This window comes from Acidithiobacillus albertensis, from assembly GCF_001931655.1.
GTDB lineage: Bacteria > Pseudomonadota > Gammaproteobacteria > Acidithiobacillales > Acidithiobacillaceae > Acidithiobacillus > Acidithiobacillus thiooxidans.
In genome coordinates, this window is sequence record NZ_MOAD01000001.1 from 2,004,102 (window position 1) to 2,022,607 (window position 18,506).

The 18,506-nt window shown below is 54.8% G+C and carries 15 protein-coding genes; 10 read left to right on the forward strand and 5 right to left on the reverse strand.

Features of this window, described 5'->3' with window-relative positions:
• From ilvB to tadA, 5 genes are all read right to left on the reverse strand, one after another.
• On the reverse strand, positions 1–1,746 hold the full coding sequence (gene ilvB, locus BLW97_RS10425) for a biosynthetic-type acetolactate synthase large subunit (protein WP_075323111.1): 1,746 nt from the start codon (positions 1,744–1,746) through the stop codon (positions 1–3).
• Positions 1,747–1,856: 110 nt separating this feature from the next.
• On the reverse strand, positions 1,857–3,398 hold the full coding sequence (locus BLW97_RS10430) for an endonuclease MutS2 (protein ID WP_075323112.1): 1,542 nt from the start codon (positions 3,396–3,398) through the stop codon (positions 1,857–1,859).
• A 63-nt stretch (positions 3,399–3,461) separates the two neighbouring features.
• Positions 3,462–3,887, reverse strand: a complete 426-nt coding sequence (locus tag BLW97_RS10435) for a hypothetical protein (RefSeq protein ID WP_075323113.1) — start codon at positions 3,885–3,887, stop codon at positions 3,462–3,464.
• The gene (locus tag BLW97_RS10440; RefSeq protein WP_024893867.1) at positions 3,888–4,319 is read right to left on the reverse strand and encodes a secondary thiamine-phosphate synthase enzyme YjbQ; all 432 of its coding nucleotides are present in this window, start codon (positions 4,317–4,319) and stop codon (positions 3,888–3,890) included.
• Positions 4,316–4,804: a tRNA adenosine(34) deaminase TadA gene (tadA, locus tag BLW97_RS10445; protein WP_143214872.1), complete on the reverse strand. Its 489-nt coding sequence runs from the start codon at positions 4,802–4,804 to the stop codon at positions 4,316–4,318. The genes BLW97_RS10440 and tadA overlap by 4 nt, the downstream gene beginning before the upstream one ends.
• A gap of 205 nt (positions 4,805–5,009) precedes the next feature.
• On the opposite strand from tadA, the gene pilM reads away from it, so the two are divergent.
• The 10 genes from pilM (at position 5,010) to gltB (ending at position 18,485) form a co-directional block, all read left to right on the forward strand.
• A complete protein-coding gene (gene pilM / locus BLW97_RS10450) occupies positions 5,010–6,074 on the forward strand; it encodes a type IV pilus assembly protein PilM (protein ID WP_075323115.1) in 1,065 nt (354 codons plus the stop codon).
• On the forward strand, positions 6,071–6,664 hold the full coding sequence (locus tag BLW97_RS10455; protein WP_075323116.1) for a PilN domain-containing protein: 594 nt from the start codon (positions 6,071–6,073) through the stop codon (positions 6,662–6,664). The genes pilM and BLW97_RS10455 overlap by 4 nt, the downstream gene beginning before the upstream one ends.
• On the forward strand, positions 6,661–7,311 hold the full coding sequence (locus BLW97_RS10460; protein ID WP_010642239.1) for a type IV pilus inner membrane component PilO: 651 nt from the start codon (positions 6,661–6,663) through the stop codon (positions 7,309–7,311). Before BLW97_RS10455 ends, BLW97_RS10460 begins: the two co-directional genes overlap by 4 nt.
• Positions 7,308–7,880 (forward strand): pilus assembly protein PilP, encoded by a 573-nt coding sequence (locus tag BLW97_RS10465; RefSeq protein WP_207650589.1) that lies wholly within the window; start codon positions 7,308–7,310, stop codon positions 7,878–7,880. The genes BLW97_RS10460 and BLW97_RS10465 overlap by 4 nt, the downstream gene beginning before the upstream one ends.
• A 44-nt stretch (positions 7,881–7,924) precedes the next feature.
• The gene (locus tag BLW97_RS10470; protein WP_010642244.1) at positions 7,925–10,261 is read left to right on the forward strand and encodes a type IV pilus secretin PilQ; all 2,337 of its coding nucleotides are present in this window, start codon (positions 7,925–7,927) and stop codon (positions 10,259–10,261) included.
• Positions 10,258–10,779, forward strand: coding sequence for a shikimate kinase (locus BLW97_RS10475; RefSeq protein WP_024893860.1), 522 nt, complete (start codon positions 10,258–10,260; stop codon positions 10,777–10,779). The genes BLW97_RS10470 and BLW97_RS10475 overlap by 4 nt, the downstream gene beginning before the upstream one ends.
• A gap of 79 nt (positions 10,780–10,858) precedes the next feature.
• Positions 10,859–11,950: a 3-dehydroquinate synthase gene (gene aroB / locus BLW97_RS10480; protein ID WP_010642247.1), complete on the forward strand. Its 1,092-nt coding sequence runs from the start codon at positions 10,859–10,861 to the stop codon at positions 11,948–11,950.
• Entirely contained in the window at positions 11,947–12,789 is an 843-nt protein-coding gene (thyX, locus tag BLW97_RS10485) for an FAD-dependent thymidylate synthase (RefSeq protein ID WP_075323117.1), read from the forward strand. The genes aroB and thyX overlap by 4 nt, the downstream gene beginning before the upstream one ends.
• Positions 12,770–13,951: a deoxyguanosinetriphosphate triphosphohydrolase gene (locus BLW97_RS10490; RefSeq protein ID WP_075323118.1), complete on the forward strand. Its 1,182-nt coding sequence runs from the start codon at positions 12,770–12,772 to the stop codon at positions 13,949–13,951. Before thyX ends, BLW97_RS10490 begins: the two co-directional genes overlap by 20 nt.
• Positions 13,952–14,057: 106 nt before the next feature.
• The gene (gene gltB, locus BLW97_RS10495) at positions 14,058–18,485 is read left to right on the forward strand and encodes a glutamate synthase large subunit (RefSeq protein ID WP_075323119.1); all 4,428 of its coding nucleotides are present in this window, start codon (positions 14,058–14,060) and stop codon (positions 18,483–18,485) included.
• The last annotated feature ends 21 nt before the right edge of the window (positions 18,486–18,506 follow it).

Consider the following 18,506-nt stretch of genomic DNA (forward strand, 5'->3'; position numbering starts at 1 on the left):
TTACACCAGGATCATTTCAGAAAGTGCCGCACCAGCAGGCACCATGGGATAAACATTCTCCTTGGCATCCACGCGGAAATCCATGAATACCATACGATCCTTGAGGCGTAAGGCTTCGCGGATGACTGGCTCGACGTCAGCGGGAGTATCCGCACGCAAACCAATATGCCCATAGGCTTCAGCCAGTTTCACGAAATCCGGCAAGGCATCCACATAGCTCATGGCATAACGATCTTCATAAAAGAACTCCTGCCACTGGCGGACCATACCGAGATAATGATTATTCAGGCAGGCCACCTTGAGGGGCAACTTGTATTGCTGACAGGTAGATAATTCCTGAATATTCATCTGGATACTGCCATCACCTGTAATACAGACCACCGTAGCATCCGGCTCAGCCACCTGCGCACCCATGGCTGCAGGCAAGCCAAAACCCATCGTCCCCAAACCACCACTGTTCACCCAGCGACGGGGTTTATCAAAACCATAAAACTGGGCAGCCCACATCTGATGCTGTCCCACATCAGAAGTCACAATGGCATCTCCGCCAGTCAGTTCAAACAGTTTTTGTACCACAAACTGCGGCTTGATGATCTGATCATCCTGCTGGTAATGGAGACAATCGCGCTTGCGCCATTCCGCAATCTGCGCCCACCAGGCCTGCATGGCATGGGGGTCGTTCAGTGCATCCAGTTCACCAAGCACCTGATTCATTTCTGTCAGGACCTGCTGGAGATCACCGACAATCGGCACATCCACCCGGACATTTTTGGAAATGGAGGAAGGATCCACATCCACATGCACAATTTTGGCATGGGGCGCGAACTTGGCGAGATTGCCGGTAACCCGGTCATCAAAACGTGCGCCCAGCGCCACCAGCACATCACAATGCTGCACCGCCATGTTGGCTTCATAAGTGCCATGCATGCCCAACATCCCCACAAACTGGGGGTCAGAAGCGGGGTAAGCGCCCAGGCCCATCAGGGTATGGGTAATGGGCACATTCAGGCTCCGGACCAGCTTGCGAAGCTCTTCAGAAGCATTACCCAACACAATGCCACCACCGGTGTAAAACATTGGACGCTGGGCACTGGCAATCATCTGCATGGCCTTGCGCACCTGCCCAGGATGTCCCTTGACGGTCGGCTTGTAGGAACGCAAGGAAATCTTGTCAGGATAGTGGTAGGCACACTGATGACCGGTCACATCCTTGGGAATGTCCACCAGCACCGGGCCGGGTCTGCCGGTTGCCGCCAGATAAAAAGCGGTCTTCAGGGTGCTGGCCAGATCCTTGATGTCCTTGACGAGAAAATTATGCTTGGTGCAAGGCCGGGTAATCCCCACCGTATCCACTTCCTGAAAGGCATCATTGCCAATCAGCGCAACGGGAACCTGTCCACTGATCACCACCAGAGGGACGGAGTCCATATAGGCCGTGGCGATGCCGGTAACAGCGTTGGTGGCACCCGGACCACTGGTCACCAGCGCCACACCCACCTTGCCGGTCACCCGGGAATAGGCATCGGCAGCATGCACAGCCGCCTGCTCATGGCGTACTAGCACATGCTGCACGGCTTCCTGCTTATCCAGGGCATCGTAAATGTAAAGAACAGCACCACCGGGATAACCAAAAACGAATTCCACACCTTCATCACGCAGGGCGCGCACCACAATCTCGGCACCGGTCAAGGTTTCGGATTCAGTTTTTGGGCTCAGGCGCTCATGGGTGGTGGTCGGGGACGTCATCGTCGTACTCCTCAGGGAATAAAGTATCAGCGCAAAAAACTAGACAGTTTTCCCATGCAGGTCAAATAAAAATGCCTTGGCGTACTTTGCCCGCCATCTATAGCCCGCCATTAGTAATGCTTATGTAAATTTTCCATGTAATCGCGGGCCTTGGCGACCAGGTTTTCCGGCAGGCCGCGTTTGGCGGCAATCACCAGTCCCAGCGAACGGCCAGGCACACCAATCTCCAGCTCGTAGGTAGGCTCCAGCCGTTCATGATCAAAACGCATGGAAGCATTACGCAGACAGGCATGGCTTTCAGCAAAGGATTTGAGCGGGGTCAAATGGGTCGTCACCATGCCGCGCACCCCCCGCTCGGCCAGGTGGTCCAGTACCGCCATGGCCAGGGCGGCGCCCTCTTCCGGGTCGGTACCAGTACCCAATTCATCCAGTAAAATCAGGGTATGATCATCGGCATCGGCAAGAAGACGTTTGAGCACTTCTACATGCCCGGAATAGGTGGAAAGCTGAAAAGCCACACTTTGCGGATCGCCCATATCGACAAAAATCCGGGTGAAGTTACCGACCACAGCCCGTCCCGCCACCGGAACATGCAGTCCGCAATGGGCCATTACGGTCAGCAGCCCCACGGTTTTCAGTGAAACACTTTTCCCGCCCGTATTAGGTCCGGTCACTACCAGAATCGGACAATCGGCATTTATATGTACCGTCAGCGGCTTAGGTTGCGGGCCGCGCTTTTCAGCGTAGGCCAGGATCAGTTGCGGGTGATAGGCATCTTCCAGAATCAATACCGGTTCATCCACCATTTCTGCCGCCTTGGCCTGTAAATGAATGGATAATTGCGCACCAGCAATGGCCAGATCCAGCCAGGTCAGCGATTCCACCAAGTGCTGCAGGGCACTGAGCCGTTCCCTGCCTTCATCACTGAGCGCACGCAGAATGGCCTGATTTTCCTGCTCAATACTCCCGGCGATTTTCTCCAGCCGATTATTGCTGGCCACCAGTTCCATAGGCTCTACCAGATAACCATGACCACCCGGACCGGTACCCCGCCGCACGCCGCGAATCTGATCCGTAGCGCCATCGGGCAGATGTACGCAGGCACGCTGCCCGGACCAGTGCAATTTGGCACCCGGAGTGCCCAGGTGGGACTGCATGGACCTCTGAATCTGATCGCGTTCGGTTTTGAGTTCGGCATGCAATTGGCGCAGCGCGGCGTTACCATCTTCGCGGACGCTGCCGTTGGGCATCAACACGGCGTCAATTTTGGGAAGGAGATCGGCGGCTGCATCCAGACGTTCCGGCCCGGTTGGCAACAAGGTAGGTCGCTTTTCAGCAAAAGGACGTAATTCCTTGCCCACGCGCAACACCAGCGCCAGGTTGCGGAAAGCGGTTCCTGCCAGTGCTGCACCAGGACTGGCAACCTGGCGGATAGCAGCACGAATATCCGGTAATTCCGGAACCACCGGTCCTTCGCCGGACTCCAGACCAAAGCGCGCCGCCGTAATGGCATCCTGTAACTGCCGGGCGACACCGACACTGGGGGCAGGCCCCAAATTACGGGCCGCATCGGCACCAAAAGGGGTCGCACACAATTTTTCCAGTAATCGGCGAATCCCCTCGAATTCCAGGGGTTTCAGGTCGGCTTCCATGGGTTCTCCTCAGTTTGGAATTTTATCAAGAGTACAAAAGGCTACCGTCTAATGCCAATCCGCTTAAGCTTGAGTCAGTTCTCGCCACCAGCGTTTGCGGCCTTCCGGGACGATAAATGATCCGAGATCATCAGGTGCCATGCGCGACAAAATCCAGCCGGGCGGAACCAGTTTGCCACTGCTGCCGCAAGATGCGCCGAGGTTGTTGGGATCATATATTTTAATGAGTTGTGGATGGTCAAAATCATCCACATAGACAATACCCAGGTATTTTTCGCGATGATCCTGGTGCAACAGCGCACTGATGGCCGCCAGACGCTGCCGGAGCACTTCAGCCTTCACCGGCTGTTCAGGATAATCCACCCCGACAAAATACACATACCAGCCATCATCGGCCTGAGCGTCCAGGGTTTCCACAAAAGTGTCCCAACGTGCCCAGTCCTTGATACCCCACAGCATCCCCCGATAAACATCTGTAAAGTTCGACATTCAAAATTCTCCTGTTGCGCCCTGAAAACTGAGCAATACCTGCCGGGTCAGGGGGCGGGTACGATGTTCAAATAAAAAAACGCCCTGCCAGACCCCAAGGGCTGCGCGGCCTTCCCTGACCGGTATGACCAGACTATTTTGGGTCAGTACACAACGCAAATGCGCGGACATATCATCCGGTCCTTCATTGCGATGATAAAAATGGGGATCATCATCGGGCACCAGCCGGGCAAAATACCCGAGAATATCCCGTTGCACATCCGGGTCAGCATTCTCCTGAATAATCAGACTGGCCGAAGTATGGGGAACAAACACATTCACCAGCCCCTCCCGGGCACCTATGCTCTGGAGCCAATCCTGGAGCTTTTCCGTCAGCTCATGCAGCCCCCGGCCACCGTGTTGAATTTTCCACTCCGCACTGAAATGCTTCATGCTTTACCCTTTTGTTGGGCGCGCCGCACCCGAAAAAAATCCCGCAATAAGATTGCTGACTGTTCTGCCAACAGACCACCTTCCGCCATAATGCGATGATTAAAACGCGAGTCGTCCAGTAAATGATAAAGGCTTTCCACCGCCCCCGCCTTGGGATCAGCCGCTCCGTAAACTACCCGGCTGACCCGGGCATGAAGCATGGCTCCTACACACATGACACAGGGTTCCAAAGTGACGTAGAGCGTGGATCCCGTCAGTCGATAATTCTCAGCCAGACGTGCTGCTGCACGCAACACCCGTATTTCTGCATGCGCGCTGGGATCGTGTTCGGCAATGGGTGCATTGTGGGCGCCCGCCATGAATACTCCGTCCTCGTTCACCAGCACCGCACCGACCGGCACCTCTCCGACAGCAGCCGACTGCGCCGCCAGATCCAGAGCCATGCTCATCCAGCGCCTATCCGATATTCGTTGCTCTGCTGTCATCAAGGTTCCTGCTATTTGCCTGATTTATAGCCGTACCGGACACTACAAGAGTAACTATTTGTAGTCTCGCGCCTTGACAGAATCCGGAATGCTGCTAATTTCCACCGCAAGTTGCGAAAAAGATACTAGCCATGCATACGTTTCATCAACTTAATTTGCAAGGCAATGATTGTAACATTTGTCAGACCATAAAAAAGGAATAGACGTGCTAAGCATACCAAGTTCTCCTTTGCTGGGCCTGGATATCAGCTCTGATGCCGTAAAGCTCGTTTCGCTGGCCCAAAGCCGTGGAAAAATCCGGGTGGAGCACGCTGATTCCGAGACATTACCGCCAGGAGCGGTCAGTGATCGGGATATTCTGGATACTGAAGCCGTTTCCCGCGCCCTGCGCACTATTCTGGAACGTTCACGCATTCGTACCAAGGCTGTTGCTACAGCACTTCCCGCCAATACCGCCATTGTCAAAGTCATTTCCCTGCCGGCTGATCTGGACGAAGTCGGGATCGAAGACCAGATCCGCTACGAAGGCAGTCAATACATCCCCTACAGTATTGATGCCGTGAATTTTGATTTTTCTGTTCTTGGTCCAGATGAGACGCGCAAAGGCTTCAATCACGTTTTGCTGGTTGCCAGCAAAAAAGAAGCTATTGAAGATCGCGCAGCAGTTCTCGAAGAGGCAGGCTTGAAGCCACAGATTGTCGATGTCAAACCGTTTGCACTGTGGTTACTTCATGAGCATCTGAATGGAGCAAATACCAAAACCGTTAACCAAGCTGGCAAAGGCATTGTTCTGGTAGAAATCGGCAGTATCACCACCAACATTTACGTCTTTCAGGATGGACATCCCGTATATTCCCGGGAACATAATTTTGGTCTGAGCCGACTACTGGAAGAAATTCAGCACCGCTATAATCTCGACAGTAACGACGCCCAGCGCATGGAGCGTTTTGGCGGACTCCCACCAGAATACGAAAAAGAAGTGCTTCAGCCTTTTGCCCGCAATATGGCTCAGGAACTTTTCCGTTCTCTGGATTTTTTTCAGGCCAGCATGCCCGACGTACCCACAGCAGCCGTCCACCTTTTTGGAGTAGGTGCAAAAATTCCACAACTGGCCGACCAGTTACGGCAAATGGTCAGTTTTCCGGTCTTGGTCCCCGATCCCTTTGCTGGCATGGAAATTTCACCCCAAATCAGCAGGCGTTTCATGGACTCCGATCGCTCATCTCTGGCGGTTGCCTGTGGTCTGGCTTTGCGGAGGATTTCGGCATGATTCGCATCAACCTGCTTCCCTATCGCGAGGCGCGCCGCACCAAACGCAGCCAGTTCCTGGCCGCCGCACTCCTCGGCATTCTTTTGCTGGCAGCACTTTTTTATTATGGAATTTACAGCATTTTCAGTGCCCGGGTCGCCAGTGAACAGACCAAAGTCAATTACCTGCAGGGTGTAACCACACAACTGGACAGCAAAATCGCGTCCATTGCCGACCTCCGCAAAAAACGGGATGAATTACTCGCCAGAGAAGGTATCATCACCGATCTTCAGGATAAACGGGATATGGTAGTACAGGTTTTCAATACCCTGGCCGCAGAAACCCCCAATGGTGTTTTTCTGACCCATTTACAGCAATCCGGAAATTCCATGACCGTGAATGGTTATGCGGAAGATAATGATCAGGTAGCCGCTTTTATGCGGAATATTGATGCCTCCAAAATATTTACCGAACCGCAGTTAAACATTATCAGCAAATCCAAACTGGGTTCCGAGGAGGTTGGACAGTTCACCTTACAAATGAACATCCGCAAACCCACCGCAGCCGATAAAAGCGCTCATACAACGGGCACACAGGAGGCCCAGCCGTGACTTTCGACGAAATTCGTAATTTGCAGGTGGATGACGTCCTCCGCTGGCCGCTAAAAACCAAATTGATTGCCATTGCCATCATTATCGTGATTTTGGGCATTGTCGTCTGGTTTGAATTCATCTCCCCGGAAAACGACAAATACGATGCGCTGCATACTCAGGAACAGAGCCTGAAAATCCAGATCAGGCAAAAGCAGCTACTGGCGGCATCGTTACCGGCCTATCAAGCACAAATCAAGGAAATGAATGTGCGGTTTCAGAAGTTTCTGGAACAGCTTCCAAACCGGACCCAGATTCCATCACTCCTGGATGATGTGACTTTGGCAGGACGCAGCCGGGGGCTGGATTTTGAGCTGTTTCAACCCACTGGTGAAATCAACAAGAACTTTTATGCTGAAATTCCGGTAAAACTGAAAGTGGTTGGTACCTATAATGACATCGGACGTTTTGCTGCAGCAGTAGCTGCCATGCCCCGCATCGTCACTATCAGCGGGATTGATATTACCCGGGTTCCTGATACCGGTAGCACACCTGCCGCCAAGGCCCTTGCTGCCCAGCAGCTGACCATGCAATGTACGGCAACCACCTATCGTTATCTGGATAACGGAGACAAAAGCAATAATAACCAGGCCGGGGGTAAGCCATGAAACCAATCCGAGCGAATTTCTATATTAAAACCCGTCATATTCTGGCTTTCAGCGTCGCCATCACTTTGCTGGCGGGCTGCTCGGACAGCGATAACTTAAGTCATTTACGGGAGTTTGTGGCCAACGGACCAAAAACCAACCATCACATTACGCCCTTGCCCAAAACTCCGGCTTATCAGCCTACTGCTTATAATAACCCGGCCAATCGTGATCCATTTACCAGCTTTTCCGAAATGCTGCTGCGCAAGGAAGCCGCCAGTGAAGATACCGGCCCTCGTCCGGCTTCTCATGGCCCTATTCAACCCCTGGAGAAATATGCACTTTCCAGCCTGAGCGTCAGCGGCATCATGCGTACTGCTAACGGACAGCTCTGGGCCGTCATTGCGGCTCCAGACTCAAAAGTATATCGCGCGACATTGGGTAGCTACATCGGAACACATGACGGACGCATAACGGGCATTGACGACAGGATGGGCAAACAATCTGTCACTGTTGAGCAATATTTACCCAATGCTTTTGGTGGTTACAAAAAACAACAGACCGTTTTACACATGCAGGGTGGTAACTGAACATGACGAGCCTGACCCCGAAGAATACAGAGGAATACAAAAAGATGCGCACAGCCAACAATGCCCAGCTTCCACTCAGTAGCCGTCATCCGCGCCTGCGTCCATTAACCGGCGCCATTTTGGCTGCGGCACTCAGCCTGAGCTCTGGGGCAGCCTGGGCGGAAAGTCTTATCAGCAGCATCACGCCCAGCCCGGATCAGCATGGTACCGCTTTCATCATTCATAGTGATTCGCGCCCTGCCTATGATGTCAATACCCTTAACGGCGGATATCGGGTTCAAATCGATTTCACCAACGCCCACTTTCTGCCCTCTGTGGGCACCGTCATGGGTAGCGGAGCAGTACAAAATGTACTGACCGAAAACGAGGGACATAATGCCCGGCTGGACCTGCTGCTGAAATCTCCCCAGGCAGTCATGATAGAACCTACGGTTGGCGGTTATCGCCTGGCGTTTGTCGACAGCACCGCACCTGCAGCAGCTCCTGCCCCGGCAGCGACCTCAGGCGCAACAGCGGTATCCAGCCCTGCTACTGTCATGGCAAGTCCCGCAGCAGCTCCTGCTCCGGTCATGACCTACGGCACTCAGGTCAATGGCCTGAATTTCAAGCGCGGCAAACAGGGTGGCGGTATTCTGGATTTATCCATCACCGGACCGCAACCGGAAATGAACGTTACCCGGGAAGATGGCAAACTGGTGGTTGAACTCAAAAACACGACCCTGCCCGCCAGCTACACCCATCGCTTTGGGGTGACCCAGTTCGGCACTCCGGTACAGTTTGTGGATAGTTATCCCATTGGCCGGAATACCCGCCTGGTATTTGCCATTCATGGTCCCTATGAATACTCGGCTTATCAACTAGGTCAGCAGACCATGATTGATGTGCATCCCAAGACCGAAAGTGCGGTTGAGAATCCCAAGGATAGCGCCCGTCTGAGCATGGATTTCCAGAACATCAGCGTACGGGATGCCTTGCAGGTTATTGCCGACTTCACCCACCAGAATATTGTGGTTTCCAATAATGTGACGGGCAGCCTTTCCATCCGTTTGAAAAATGAACCCTGGGAACAGGCTTTCAAGGTCATTCTCGAATCTCAGGGATTGGCGGTCAAACACATTGGCAATATTCTCTGGGTGGCTCCCGCCAACCAGATTACCAGCCAGGAAGAGGCGGAACTTAAAGCCGATGCCAGCAAGCGCAAGCTGGAACCTTTGGAAACCCAGCTCATTCAGATCAAGTACGCCAAGGCCTCGAGTATTGCTTCACTGCTGGAAGGTTTTGATCAGAACAAGCAACCTGGTGCCCCTGACGATCAGATGAGCAGTTATCAACAACAATCTCTGGCCAATGCCCTTGGACTGCCAAAATCCAGCATTATCGGTAACTCCCTGCTTGGCCCACGCGGTTCCGTGGCCGTAGTAACGAGGACCAATAGCCTGCTGGTCCGGGATACCCCTCGAGACATTGAAAATATCAAAAAACTGATTGCCAAAATCGACAAGCCCGTACCGCAAGTCCTGATTGAGGCGCGTATTGTCCAGATAACCACCAGTGCGGCGCATTCTCTGGGCGTCAACTGGGGTGGCACCTATACCTCCAACGGTGCAGGTGGCGTCGTCAATCTTTCCGGAACCGGAGCCACGGGCACAACGGAAACCCAGGGTGGTGCATATCCCATCCAGGGCGGCAGCAGTTCCAGTTCTACGACCGGCACGGGCTTCACCGTACCGGCTCTTGCCAATCTCGCTGCTTCCAATGCGGGCACGGCCTTGGCCAGTGCTAGCCCAGCTTCTCTGGGCTTTGCCCTGGGAACGGCTGCAGGTAATCGCATTCTGAACCTGCAATTGCAGGCCCTGCAGGTGAATAACCGCGCCAAAATCATCTCCAGTCCGAAAGTCATGACTGAGGATAATGAAAAGGCAGTCATTTCTCAGGGTCAGGAAATCCCCTATCAGCAATCCACCAGCAGTGGCGCCACTTCGGTTTCCTTCAAAAAAGCCGAATTGAGTCTGGATGTGACGCCGCATATTTCACCCAACGGCAAAATCACCCTGGATGTGGACGCCAAAAACAATCAGCCCAATTACGCTAATGCCTTGCCTTCCGGTATTCCCATCCAGACTCAGGAAGTCAAAACCAAACTGCTGGTCAACAATGGACAGACCATCGTTATTGGCGGTATTTATACGGACACCACCAATCACAACCAGACAGGTATACCTCTATTGAAAGATATTCCGCTGCTGGGCTGGCTCTTCAAAAGTAACGTTGACAGCGTCGCCAAAACCGAATTACTGGTGTTCATCACCCCCAAAGTTGTGGGCGGTGACGCCCAGGACGGCCTCGCGGGTGCCGACGGCGATAGCAATCTCGGACAATGACCGGAACGGTCATTCTGATCGGGCCGATGGGCTCGGGCAAATCGACCATCGGGCGGCTTCTGGCCGCCCGTTTACGTATTCCCTACGTTGACAGTGACCAACTGATCGTCACCCAAACGGGCGTGGACATACCCACTATTTTTGAAATTGAGGGAGAAGCCGGCTTTCGCGAGCGCGAAGCGAAAGTCATTGCCGATCTGGCTGAGCACAATCAGGATATGGTCCTTGCCACTGGCGGCGGTGCTATTCTCGATCCCCGCAACCGCGTCCATCTGCGCCACAAGGGTCAGGTAATTTATCTGGATGTCAGCGTAGAAGAACAGTTAAAAAGAGTCCGCCACGACCGTAACCGTCCTTTGCTGCAAACTTCAGACCTGGAAAGTCGTCTGCGCAGCCTCGCCCAGCAAAGAAGCAGCCTTTACCAGCAGACCGCCCATTGGCGGGTGAGCGGTGATGGCCTGCGCTCAGATCAGGTATTACGGCGAATTTTAAGGTATTTACACACACAAACAGGTTAAATGAGGACGCCCCTCTTGCCTGCAGGCCCAAGAAACTCAACAATGGAAGGGTAAACCCGCCCACAAGAGCTCAGATTATATGCAAAGTCTTCGTGTAGAACTTGGTCAGCGCAGCTACTCCATTCATATTGGCAGCGGCATTATCGGCGACACAACCTTCTTCGCTCCGGTTTTGAGTAAGGGACCGGTCGCCATCATTACCGACACGAATGTCGCGCCACTTTATCTGCAGGCCCTGCAAAACACCCTGAAGGCCCTGAACAAGGATTCACTGGTCATCACCCTGCCAGCGGGGGAAGAAAGCAAGTCCCTCGACAATATCCAGCTCATCGCCGGGCATCTGCTCAGCGCCGGTTATGGTCGCGACTGTACACTTTGCGCGCTGGGCGGTGGGGTAGTGGGTGATATCACCGGCTTCGCTGCCGCCGTTTATCAACGCGGCGTGGCCTGTGTGCAAATTCCCACCACCCTGCTGGCCATGGTGGATTCTTCCGTGGGCGGAAAAACCGGCGTCAATCATCCCCTGGGTAAAAACATGATCGGCGCTTTTTATCAGCCCCGTACGGTCATTGTCGATACAGACACCCTCGACAGCCTGCCAGAACGGGAGTTTCGTTCAGGTCTTGCTGAAGTGATCAAATATGGGCTGATTAACGATCCTGGTTTTTTTTCCTGGCTGGAAGACAACCTGGATGCCGTGCTCGCCCGCGACACCGAGGTCCTGGCAAAAATCATCAAAACCTCCTGCCGGGACAAGGCGGATGTGGTCGCCAGGGACGAGCTGGAAGGGGGGCTGCGCGCCATTTTGAATTTTGGTCACACTTTTGGCCATGCCATTGAAGCCGCCAGTGGTTACGGACATTATCTGCATGGCGAAGCCGTAGCTATCGGAATGGTCATGGCCGCTGATCTGTCCCGACGTCTGGATTTGCTGCGGGAAAGCGAACAAAATCGCATTTTCAAATTGATCAAGGCAGCGGGACTCCCTACTCTGGCCCCACGCCTGGAAACTTCCGTCTATCTGGATTTCATGAAAGTCGATAAAAAAGCGGAAGGCGGTCAAATCCGCTTCATTCTTCTCAATAGCATTGGCAACGCCCTGATTACCGGCGATGTGCCTCCTGCGGCCATTATCCAGACCCTGCAGGCTTTTATGGAGCGTAGCGCATGAACGAAATCAACAAGGCCACTGCAGAATTGCAGGCAGAAATGGCACAGCGCATGGCTCTCAATCCCGGGGGAACCCGGCGCATTGGTAATTTTGGCTTCATCGAGCTGGAGGAAAGCTGGGGAGATGAAGCCACCATCATCAATACCGCCCGCATCAGTACGACCAATCAACGCCTGAAAAATGGTCATGACTTTAACGAGCGCGATCGCAATCTGCTCTACCAGTTGCTCCGCGATCAACATGGCACCCCCTTTGAAACCATCTACTTCCGTTTTCGCTTTATTGCGCCCATTTTTGTGCTCCGCCAATGGGTCAAACACCGGGTTTCGAGCTGGAATGAATTTTCCATGCGTTACCGCAAACCCATTTCTGTGGCCTATATTCCTGATGAGGCGGCACGCACGGTAGATGGTTACGCCGTTTTGGACGATACGGTGATGGCCGAATACGAAGCCCTGATGGGTCAACTTTTCCAGTGGTATGAAACCCAGTACAGCGCTGCCTGCACACGTATTGATCAGGCCCGCGAATCCGGCGAACTGGCACCCAAGGAAGGCGGTCGTGACCCTTATCGGGGCCGTGCCCGGGAGCTTCTCCGTAACGTCATGCCGGTTGCTGCCTACTCGGATGTGTACTGGACCATCAACTTTCGTAGCCTCATGAATTTTTTCAAATTGCGGCGCAAAAAAGATGCCCAGTATGAAATCCGTGAATATGCAGATGCGGCCTATGCGCTTTTTGCCGCCCGCCTGCCATTGCTGGCCGAAACCATGCAGCGGGTCATCGACGAGTCGGAGCAATCCCCGTCCAGCGAAGAGCATGCTGGTCGTGCAGAATAATCAAGGCAGCGTTTTCCAAGGGATGCTGGCCCCCTACGCCGCCCATGCCGAAAGCAGCCTGGGCCGCAAACATGCCGAAGCTCCTCCGGAAAGCCGCAGTCCCTTTCAGCGTGACCGCGACCGGGTGATTCATTCCAGCGCTTTTCGCCGTCTGGAGTATAAAACCCAGGTGTTCGTCAATCATGAGGGTGATTTGTATCGTACTCGTCTCACTCACACCCTCGAAGTCGCGCAGGTTGGGCGTGCCATTGCCCGACAACTGGGACTGGATGAAGATCTGGTAGAAGCCATCGCCCTGGCCCACGATCTCGGCCATACCCCCTTTGGTCACGCCGGACAGGATGCGCTGCAGGAATGCATGGGCGATCTCGGCGGCTTCGAGCATAATATTCAGTCCCTGCGGATTGTGGACCGACTTGAAGTCCGTTATGGAGATTTTCCCGGTCTGAACCTGAGTTTTGAGACCCGCGAAGGCATTCTCAAACATTGCGCCAAAAGCAAAGCCGCCGATCTGGGCGATGTGGGCGAGCGTTTTCTGCGCGGTACCCAACCTTCCCTGGAAGCGCAAATCACCAATCTGGCCGATGAAATCGCCTACAATAATCACGATATTGACGACGGCCTGCGCGCGGGCCTGCTGGATTTGCAGGAACTGTGCAGCAACAGTTTGTACGGCTCGATCTATTCCGAAGTACAGGATCGGTATCCGGAGGCTTCTAAAACCATTCTCCGTCACGAAACCGGCAGGCGCCTGATCAATCTGCTGATTAATGACCTGGTTGCGGAAACGCGACAGCGTATCCAGAGTAATCATATCACCAGCATTGCCGAGGTCCGGGCCAGTACCCGGCCACTGGCGGCTCACAGCCCGGAAATCGCTGGCCAAATCAAGTCGCTGAAAAGCTTTCTGTTTCATCGCATGTATCGGCACCCCCGGGTTCACCGGCAGGCGGAAAAAGCCAAACGCCTGGTGCGCCGTCTTTTTCACACCCTGCGCGAAGATCCCCGCCTGCTTCCCTTAAAGTATCAGGCACGCATTCAGGCCACGGATCAGCAGGACAAAAGCAAGGCCCGCATAGTCGCTGATTACATTGCCGGCATGACCGACCGTTTTGCCATTGCTGAATATGACCGCCTTTTTGATCCCCACGGTGAGGCCTGACAATCGGCCCTCCTGCGCCTCTTGGAGCTCGTCCATAAGCCCGCTATAATGTCCAGCCCTGCTTTGCAGTTCAGCGACAGGGTGACGGAACGGACCAGGTGACCTAATGACGCAAAGCTTATACTCCTCCGACTTTGAAAGAGATTCCTGCGGCTTCGGGCTGATTGCCCAGATGGATAATCAGGCCAGCCATGCCATTGTCGCCACGGCCATTGCCTCACTGGCCCGCCTGACGCATCGCGGTGCAGTGGCCGCTGATGGTAAAAGTGGTGACGGCTGCGGCCTGCTGGTCCAGATGCCGCGCGCGTTCTTCCACAGCGTTGCGGCAGAAATGGGTATCAAGCTCCCTGAACATTTTGGTGTGGGTCAGTTTTTCCTGCCCCAGGACGCCACCCTTGCCCAGACCATCCGTGATGCATTGGATGCAGAAGCCCGGGATCTCGGCCTGAGCAGTGTTGTCTGGCGGCAGGTACCGACCGACAACTCGGCTTGCGGAGAAGAAGCCCTGAGCAGCTTGCCAGCCGTCTGGCAGGTATTTGTCGGCCTGCCCGAAGATCAGGACGTGGATACGCATGAGCGGCTTTTGTATCGCCTGCGTCGCCGGGTAGAAAAGCGTTTCGTCGCAGACCCGCATTTTTTTGCCGTCACCTGTTCTTCTCAGGTAATCGGCTATAAAGGCCTGGTCCTTCCGGAAAATCTTCCAGTATTTTATCCCGACCTGCGCGACGCGCGCTTCAGCTCGGCACTGGTCACCTATCATCAGCGCTTTTCCACCAACACCTGGCCGGAGTGGCGCCTTTGCCAGCCTTTCCGCATTCTCGCCCATAATGGCGAACTGAATACGGTGCAGGGTAATCGACTCTGGGCCAAGGCCCGGGAAGCGCAATTGCACAGTGACCTGCTGCCCATGGCTGAGGTCCTTCCGGCCGTAGGCGGTGGCAGTGATTCCTTCAGTCTCGACAACATGCTGGAGCTGCTGGTGCAGGGCGGCATGGATTTCTTCAAGGCCATCCGCCTGCTGGTGCCCCCGGCCTGGCACAATGTTCCGCATATGGAACCGGCTCTGCGGGCTTTTTATGAATATCACTCCATGCGCATGGAAGCCTGGGATGGCCCCGCCGGTCTGGTTCTGAACACCGGCCGCATCGCCGCCTGCGCTTTGGATCGCAATGGTTTGCGGCCCGCGCGTTATGTCATCACCAAAGACCGCATCATCAACATTGCTTCGGAAGTAGGCGTTTTCGACTACCAGCATCAGGATATTGCCGTGCAGGGGCGGGTCGGGCCCGGTCAGCTGGTCGCGGTCGATATGGCCAGCGGACGCTTCCTCGACTCGGAAAGCATTGATACCGAGATCATGAACAGTCATCCCTATCGGGAATGGCTGGATGAATATGCGGAGCATCTGCATCGCGATGACCATGATCTGACCCCGGCCCTGCCCGTTACCGACCTGCTGCTCAGCGAAAAGGCTTTTGGCGTCAGTTTTGAGGAAGAAGATCAGGTCATCCGCATTCTCGCCGAAGGCGCTCAGGAAGCGGTGGGCTCCATGGGCGACGACACCCCGATGGCGGTACTTTCCGGACAGAAACGCCACATTGCCGATTATTTCCGGCAGCAGTTTGCGCAGGTCACCAATCCCCCCATTGATCCCCTGCGTGAAGCCCTGGTAATGTCCCTGAATACGGTGATTGGCAGCGAAAGCAATCTGTTCGCAGAGCGCCCCGAATATGCCCGCCGCATCGAAATTCAGTCACCCATTCTTTCCGACAGTACTTTTGTCGCTTTGACCAGTCGTGAAGAACCGGCCTTTCGCAGCCAGACTTTCAGCCTCTGCTATTCTGCCACAGACAGCAACCTGGGTGGGGCCATTGAAGCGCTCTGTGAAGAAGTAATTACCGCTGTCCGCCATGGTGCCGTCATTCTGGTGCTGTCCGATCATGCCCTGGAGCGTGATCGCCTTTACATTCCGGCGCTCATGGCAGTAGGGGCTGTTCATCATGCACTCATTGATGCGGGCCTACGGACCCGAGCCAACATTGTCGTAGCCACGGCGCATGCCCGCGATCCCCATCAATTTGCCACCCTGATTGGCTATGGTGCGACGGCCGTCTATCCTTACCTCAGCTATGCCATTGTCCGCAGCCTCAGCGAACGGCACGCCTTCAGTCAGCCCCTGACTCTGGTCAAGGCTCTGGAAAATTATCGCAAGGGCATCGACAAGGGGCTCTACAAAATCCTCTCGAAAATGGGCATATCCACCCTCGCCTCCTATCGCAGTACCCAGCTTTTTGAAGCCCTTGGTCTGGATGAACTGGTGGTGGAGCGTTGTTTCAAGGGTACCGTCAGCCGGATTGCCGGCGCCAGTTTTGAACTGCTTGAAGCCGATATCCGCCAGCAGGTGCGCGATGCCTACATTCCCAGAAAAACCCTGCCCGTGGGTGGATTACTGAAATATGTGAATGGAGGTGAGTATCATGCCTACCATCCCGATGTCGTCCAGAGCCTGCAAACAGCCGTCAAATCCGGACGCTATGAGGATTACCAGGTGTTTGCAGGGCTGGTCAACGAACGTCCGGTCACCAACCTGCGGGATTTGCTGCAACTGAAAAGCACTGCGCAACCCATCCCCCTCAGCGAAGTGGAGTCCATTGAAGCCATTACTCCGCGTTTTGATACGGCAGCCATGTCTCTGGGGGCGCTGTCGCCGGAGGCCCACGAAGCCCTGGCGATTGCCATGAACAGCATTGGTGGGCGCTCCAACTCGGGTGAAGGCGGCGAAGATCCTGCCCGCTACCACAACAACAAGGTCAGCAAAATCAAACAGATTGCTTCGGGGCGCTTTGGTGTGACGCCAGAGTATGCGGTCAATGCCGAAGAATTGCAGATCAAGGTTGCCCAGGGAGCCAAACCCGGTGAAGGGGGTCAGCTGCCCGGTCACAAAGTCAGTGGCATCATCGCCCGTTTGCGTTATGCCAAGGAAGGCGTGGCCCTGATCAGCCCCCCGCCCCACCACGATATTTACTCCATTGAAGATCTGGCCCAGCTCATTTTTGACCTGAAGCAGATCAATCCCCAGGCTTATGTGTCCGTCAAACTGGTTTCCGAAGCGGGCGTCGGCACCATTGCTGCGGGTGTGGCCAAGGCCTATGCCGATCGCATTACCATTGCCGGTTATGATGGTGGCACCGGCGCCAGCCCGCTGACCTCGGTCAAATATGCCGGATCCCCCTGGGAACTGGGACTTGCCGAAACCCAGGTCACCCTGCGTAGCAACCAGTTGCGGCATCGGGTACGCCTGCAGGCTGATGGTGGTTTCAAAACCGGTCTGGATGTCATCAAGGGGGCCTTACTGGGTGCGGAAAGCTTTGGCTTCGGGACTGCACCAATGATTGCCCTTGGCTGTAAATATCTGCGTATCTGCCATCTCAACAACTGCGCTACCGGCATTGCCACCCAGGATGAAACCCTGCGCAAGCATTTCACCGGTCTGCCGGAAATGGCCATCAATTATTTCCGCTTTGTGGCCGAAGAAGCCCGTCAGATCATGGCGCAGTTGGGCATCCGCCGCTTTGATGATCTGATTGGCGCCAGCCAGTTGCTGGAAATCGGTGGAGCCCAGACTGAAAAGCAGGAACGTCTGAATTTGTTGCCACTGCTCGCCAATGCAGAGCTGCGTAATGCTGATGTCAACTTCCACACCCAGGACCGCAATCCGCCCTTTGATCAGGGTGAACTGGCTGAACAGATGGTCAAGGATGCCCGTCCGGCACTGGAAGACAAAATCCCCACCCGTTTGCACTATCCGATCCGCAACGTCAATCGCTCCATTGGTGCCCGCCTGTCCGGAGAAATTGCGCGCCGTTACGGGAATAGCGGCCTGCCAGAAGACAGCATTCATGTGGAACTGACGGGCACGGCCGGTCAGTCTTTTGGTGCCTTCTGCGTGCAGGGTGTAACCCTGCAACTGCATGGGGATGCCAATGATTATGTGGGCAAGGCCATGAACGGCGGCACCATTGTCATTGCCCCCCCGGCAGGGACCAGTTATGCCAGCCAGGACTCGGCCATTGTCGGCAACACCTGCCTGTATGGCGCCACAGGTGGGCGCCTGTTTGCCGCAGGGCGCGCCGGAGAACGCTTTGCAGTGCGCAATTCCGGGGCCATTGCCGTCATTGAAGGCGCAGGGGATCATGCCTGCGAGTACATGACCGGAGGCCAGGTCATCATTCTCGGCTCCGTGGGTGTCAATTTTGGTGCGGGCATGACAGGTGGTCTCGCTTTTGTCCGCGATCAGGCCCGGCAGTTCGCCGATCAGGTCAATGGCGAACTGGTCAACTGTCACCGCATCGAGACCGAATCCATGCGCGGCTATGCGGCCCTGCTCCGCCGTCATGTCGAAACCCACGTTGCCCAAACCGGCAGCAGCTACGCCGCCAGCCTGCTGAAAGACTGGTCCCATTTCATTCGTGATGTCTGGCTCGTGGTGCCCAAGGCAGCGAAGCTGGATGTTCTGCTGGAAGAAGCCAGCTGATTCTCAGCGCTATCCCGAGGA

Bases quoted from the DNA above. Each gene is read 5' to 3' on its own strand.
- tadA (WP_143214872.1), bottom strand. From the start codon at position 4,804: ATGACAGCAGAGCAACGAATATCGGATAGGCGCTGGATGAGCATGGCT.
- gltB (WP_075323119.1), top strand. From the start codon at position 14,058: ATGACGCAAAGCTTATACTCCTCCGACTTTGAAAGAGATTCCTGCGGC.
- BLW97_RS10465 (WP_207650589.1), top strand. From the start codon at position 7,308: ATGAAACCAATCCGAGCGAATTTCTATATTAAAACCCGTCATATTCTG.
- BLW97_RS10475 (WP_024893860.1), top strand. From the start codon at position 10,258: ATGACCGGAACGGTCATTCTGATCGGGCCGATGGGCTCGGGCAAATCG.
- aroB (WP_010642247.1), top strand. From the start codon at position 10,859: ATGCAAAGTCTTCGTGTAGAACTTGGTCAGCGCAGCTACTCCATTCAT.
- BLW97_RS10440 (WP_024893867.1), bottom strand. From the start codon at position 4,319: ATGAAGCATTTCAGTGCGGAGTGGAAAATTCAACACGGTGGCCGGGGG.
- thyX (WP_075323117.1), top strand. From the start codon at position 11,947: ATGAACGAAATCAACAAGGCCACTGCAGAATTGCAGGCAGAAATGGCA.
- BLW97_RS10490 (WP_075323118.1), top strand. From the start codon at position 12,770: ATGCTGGTCGTGCAGAATAATCAAGGCAGCGTTTTCCAAGGGATGCTG.
- ilvB (WP_075323111.1), bottom strand. From the start codon at position 1,746: ATGACGTCCCCGACCACCACCCATGAGCGCCTGAGCCCAAAAACTGAA.
- BLW97_RS10455 (WP_075323116.1), top strand. From the start codon at position 6,071: ATGATTCGCATCAACCTGCTTCCCTATCGCGAGGCGCGCCGCACCAAA.
- BLW97_RS10435 (WP_075323113.1), bottom strand. From the start codon at position 3,887: ATGTCGAACTTTACAGATGTTTATCGGGGGATGCTGTGGGGTATCAAG.
- BLW97_RS10470 (WP_010642244.1), top strand. From the start codon at position 7,925: ATGCGCACAGCCAACAATGCCCAGCTTCCACTCAGTAGCCGTCATCCG.
- BLW97_RS10430 (WP_075323112.1), bottom strand. From the start codon at position 3,398: ATGGAAGCCGACCTGAAACCCCTGGAATTCGAGGGGATTCGCCGATTA.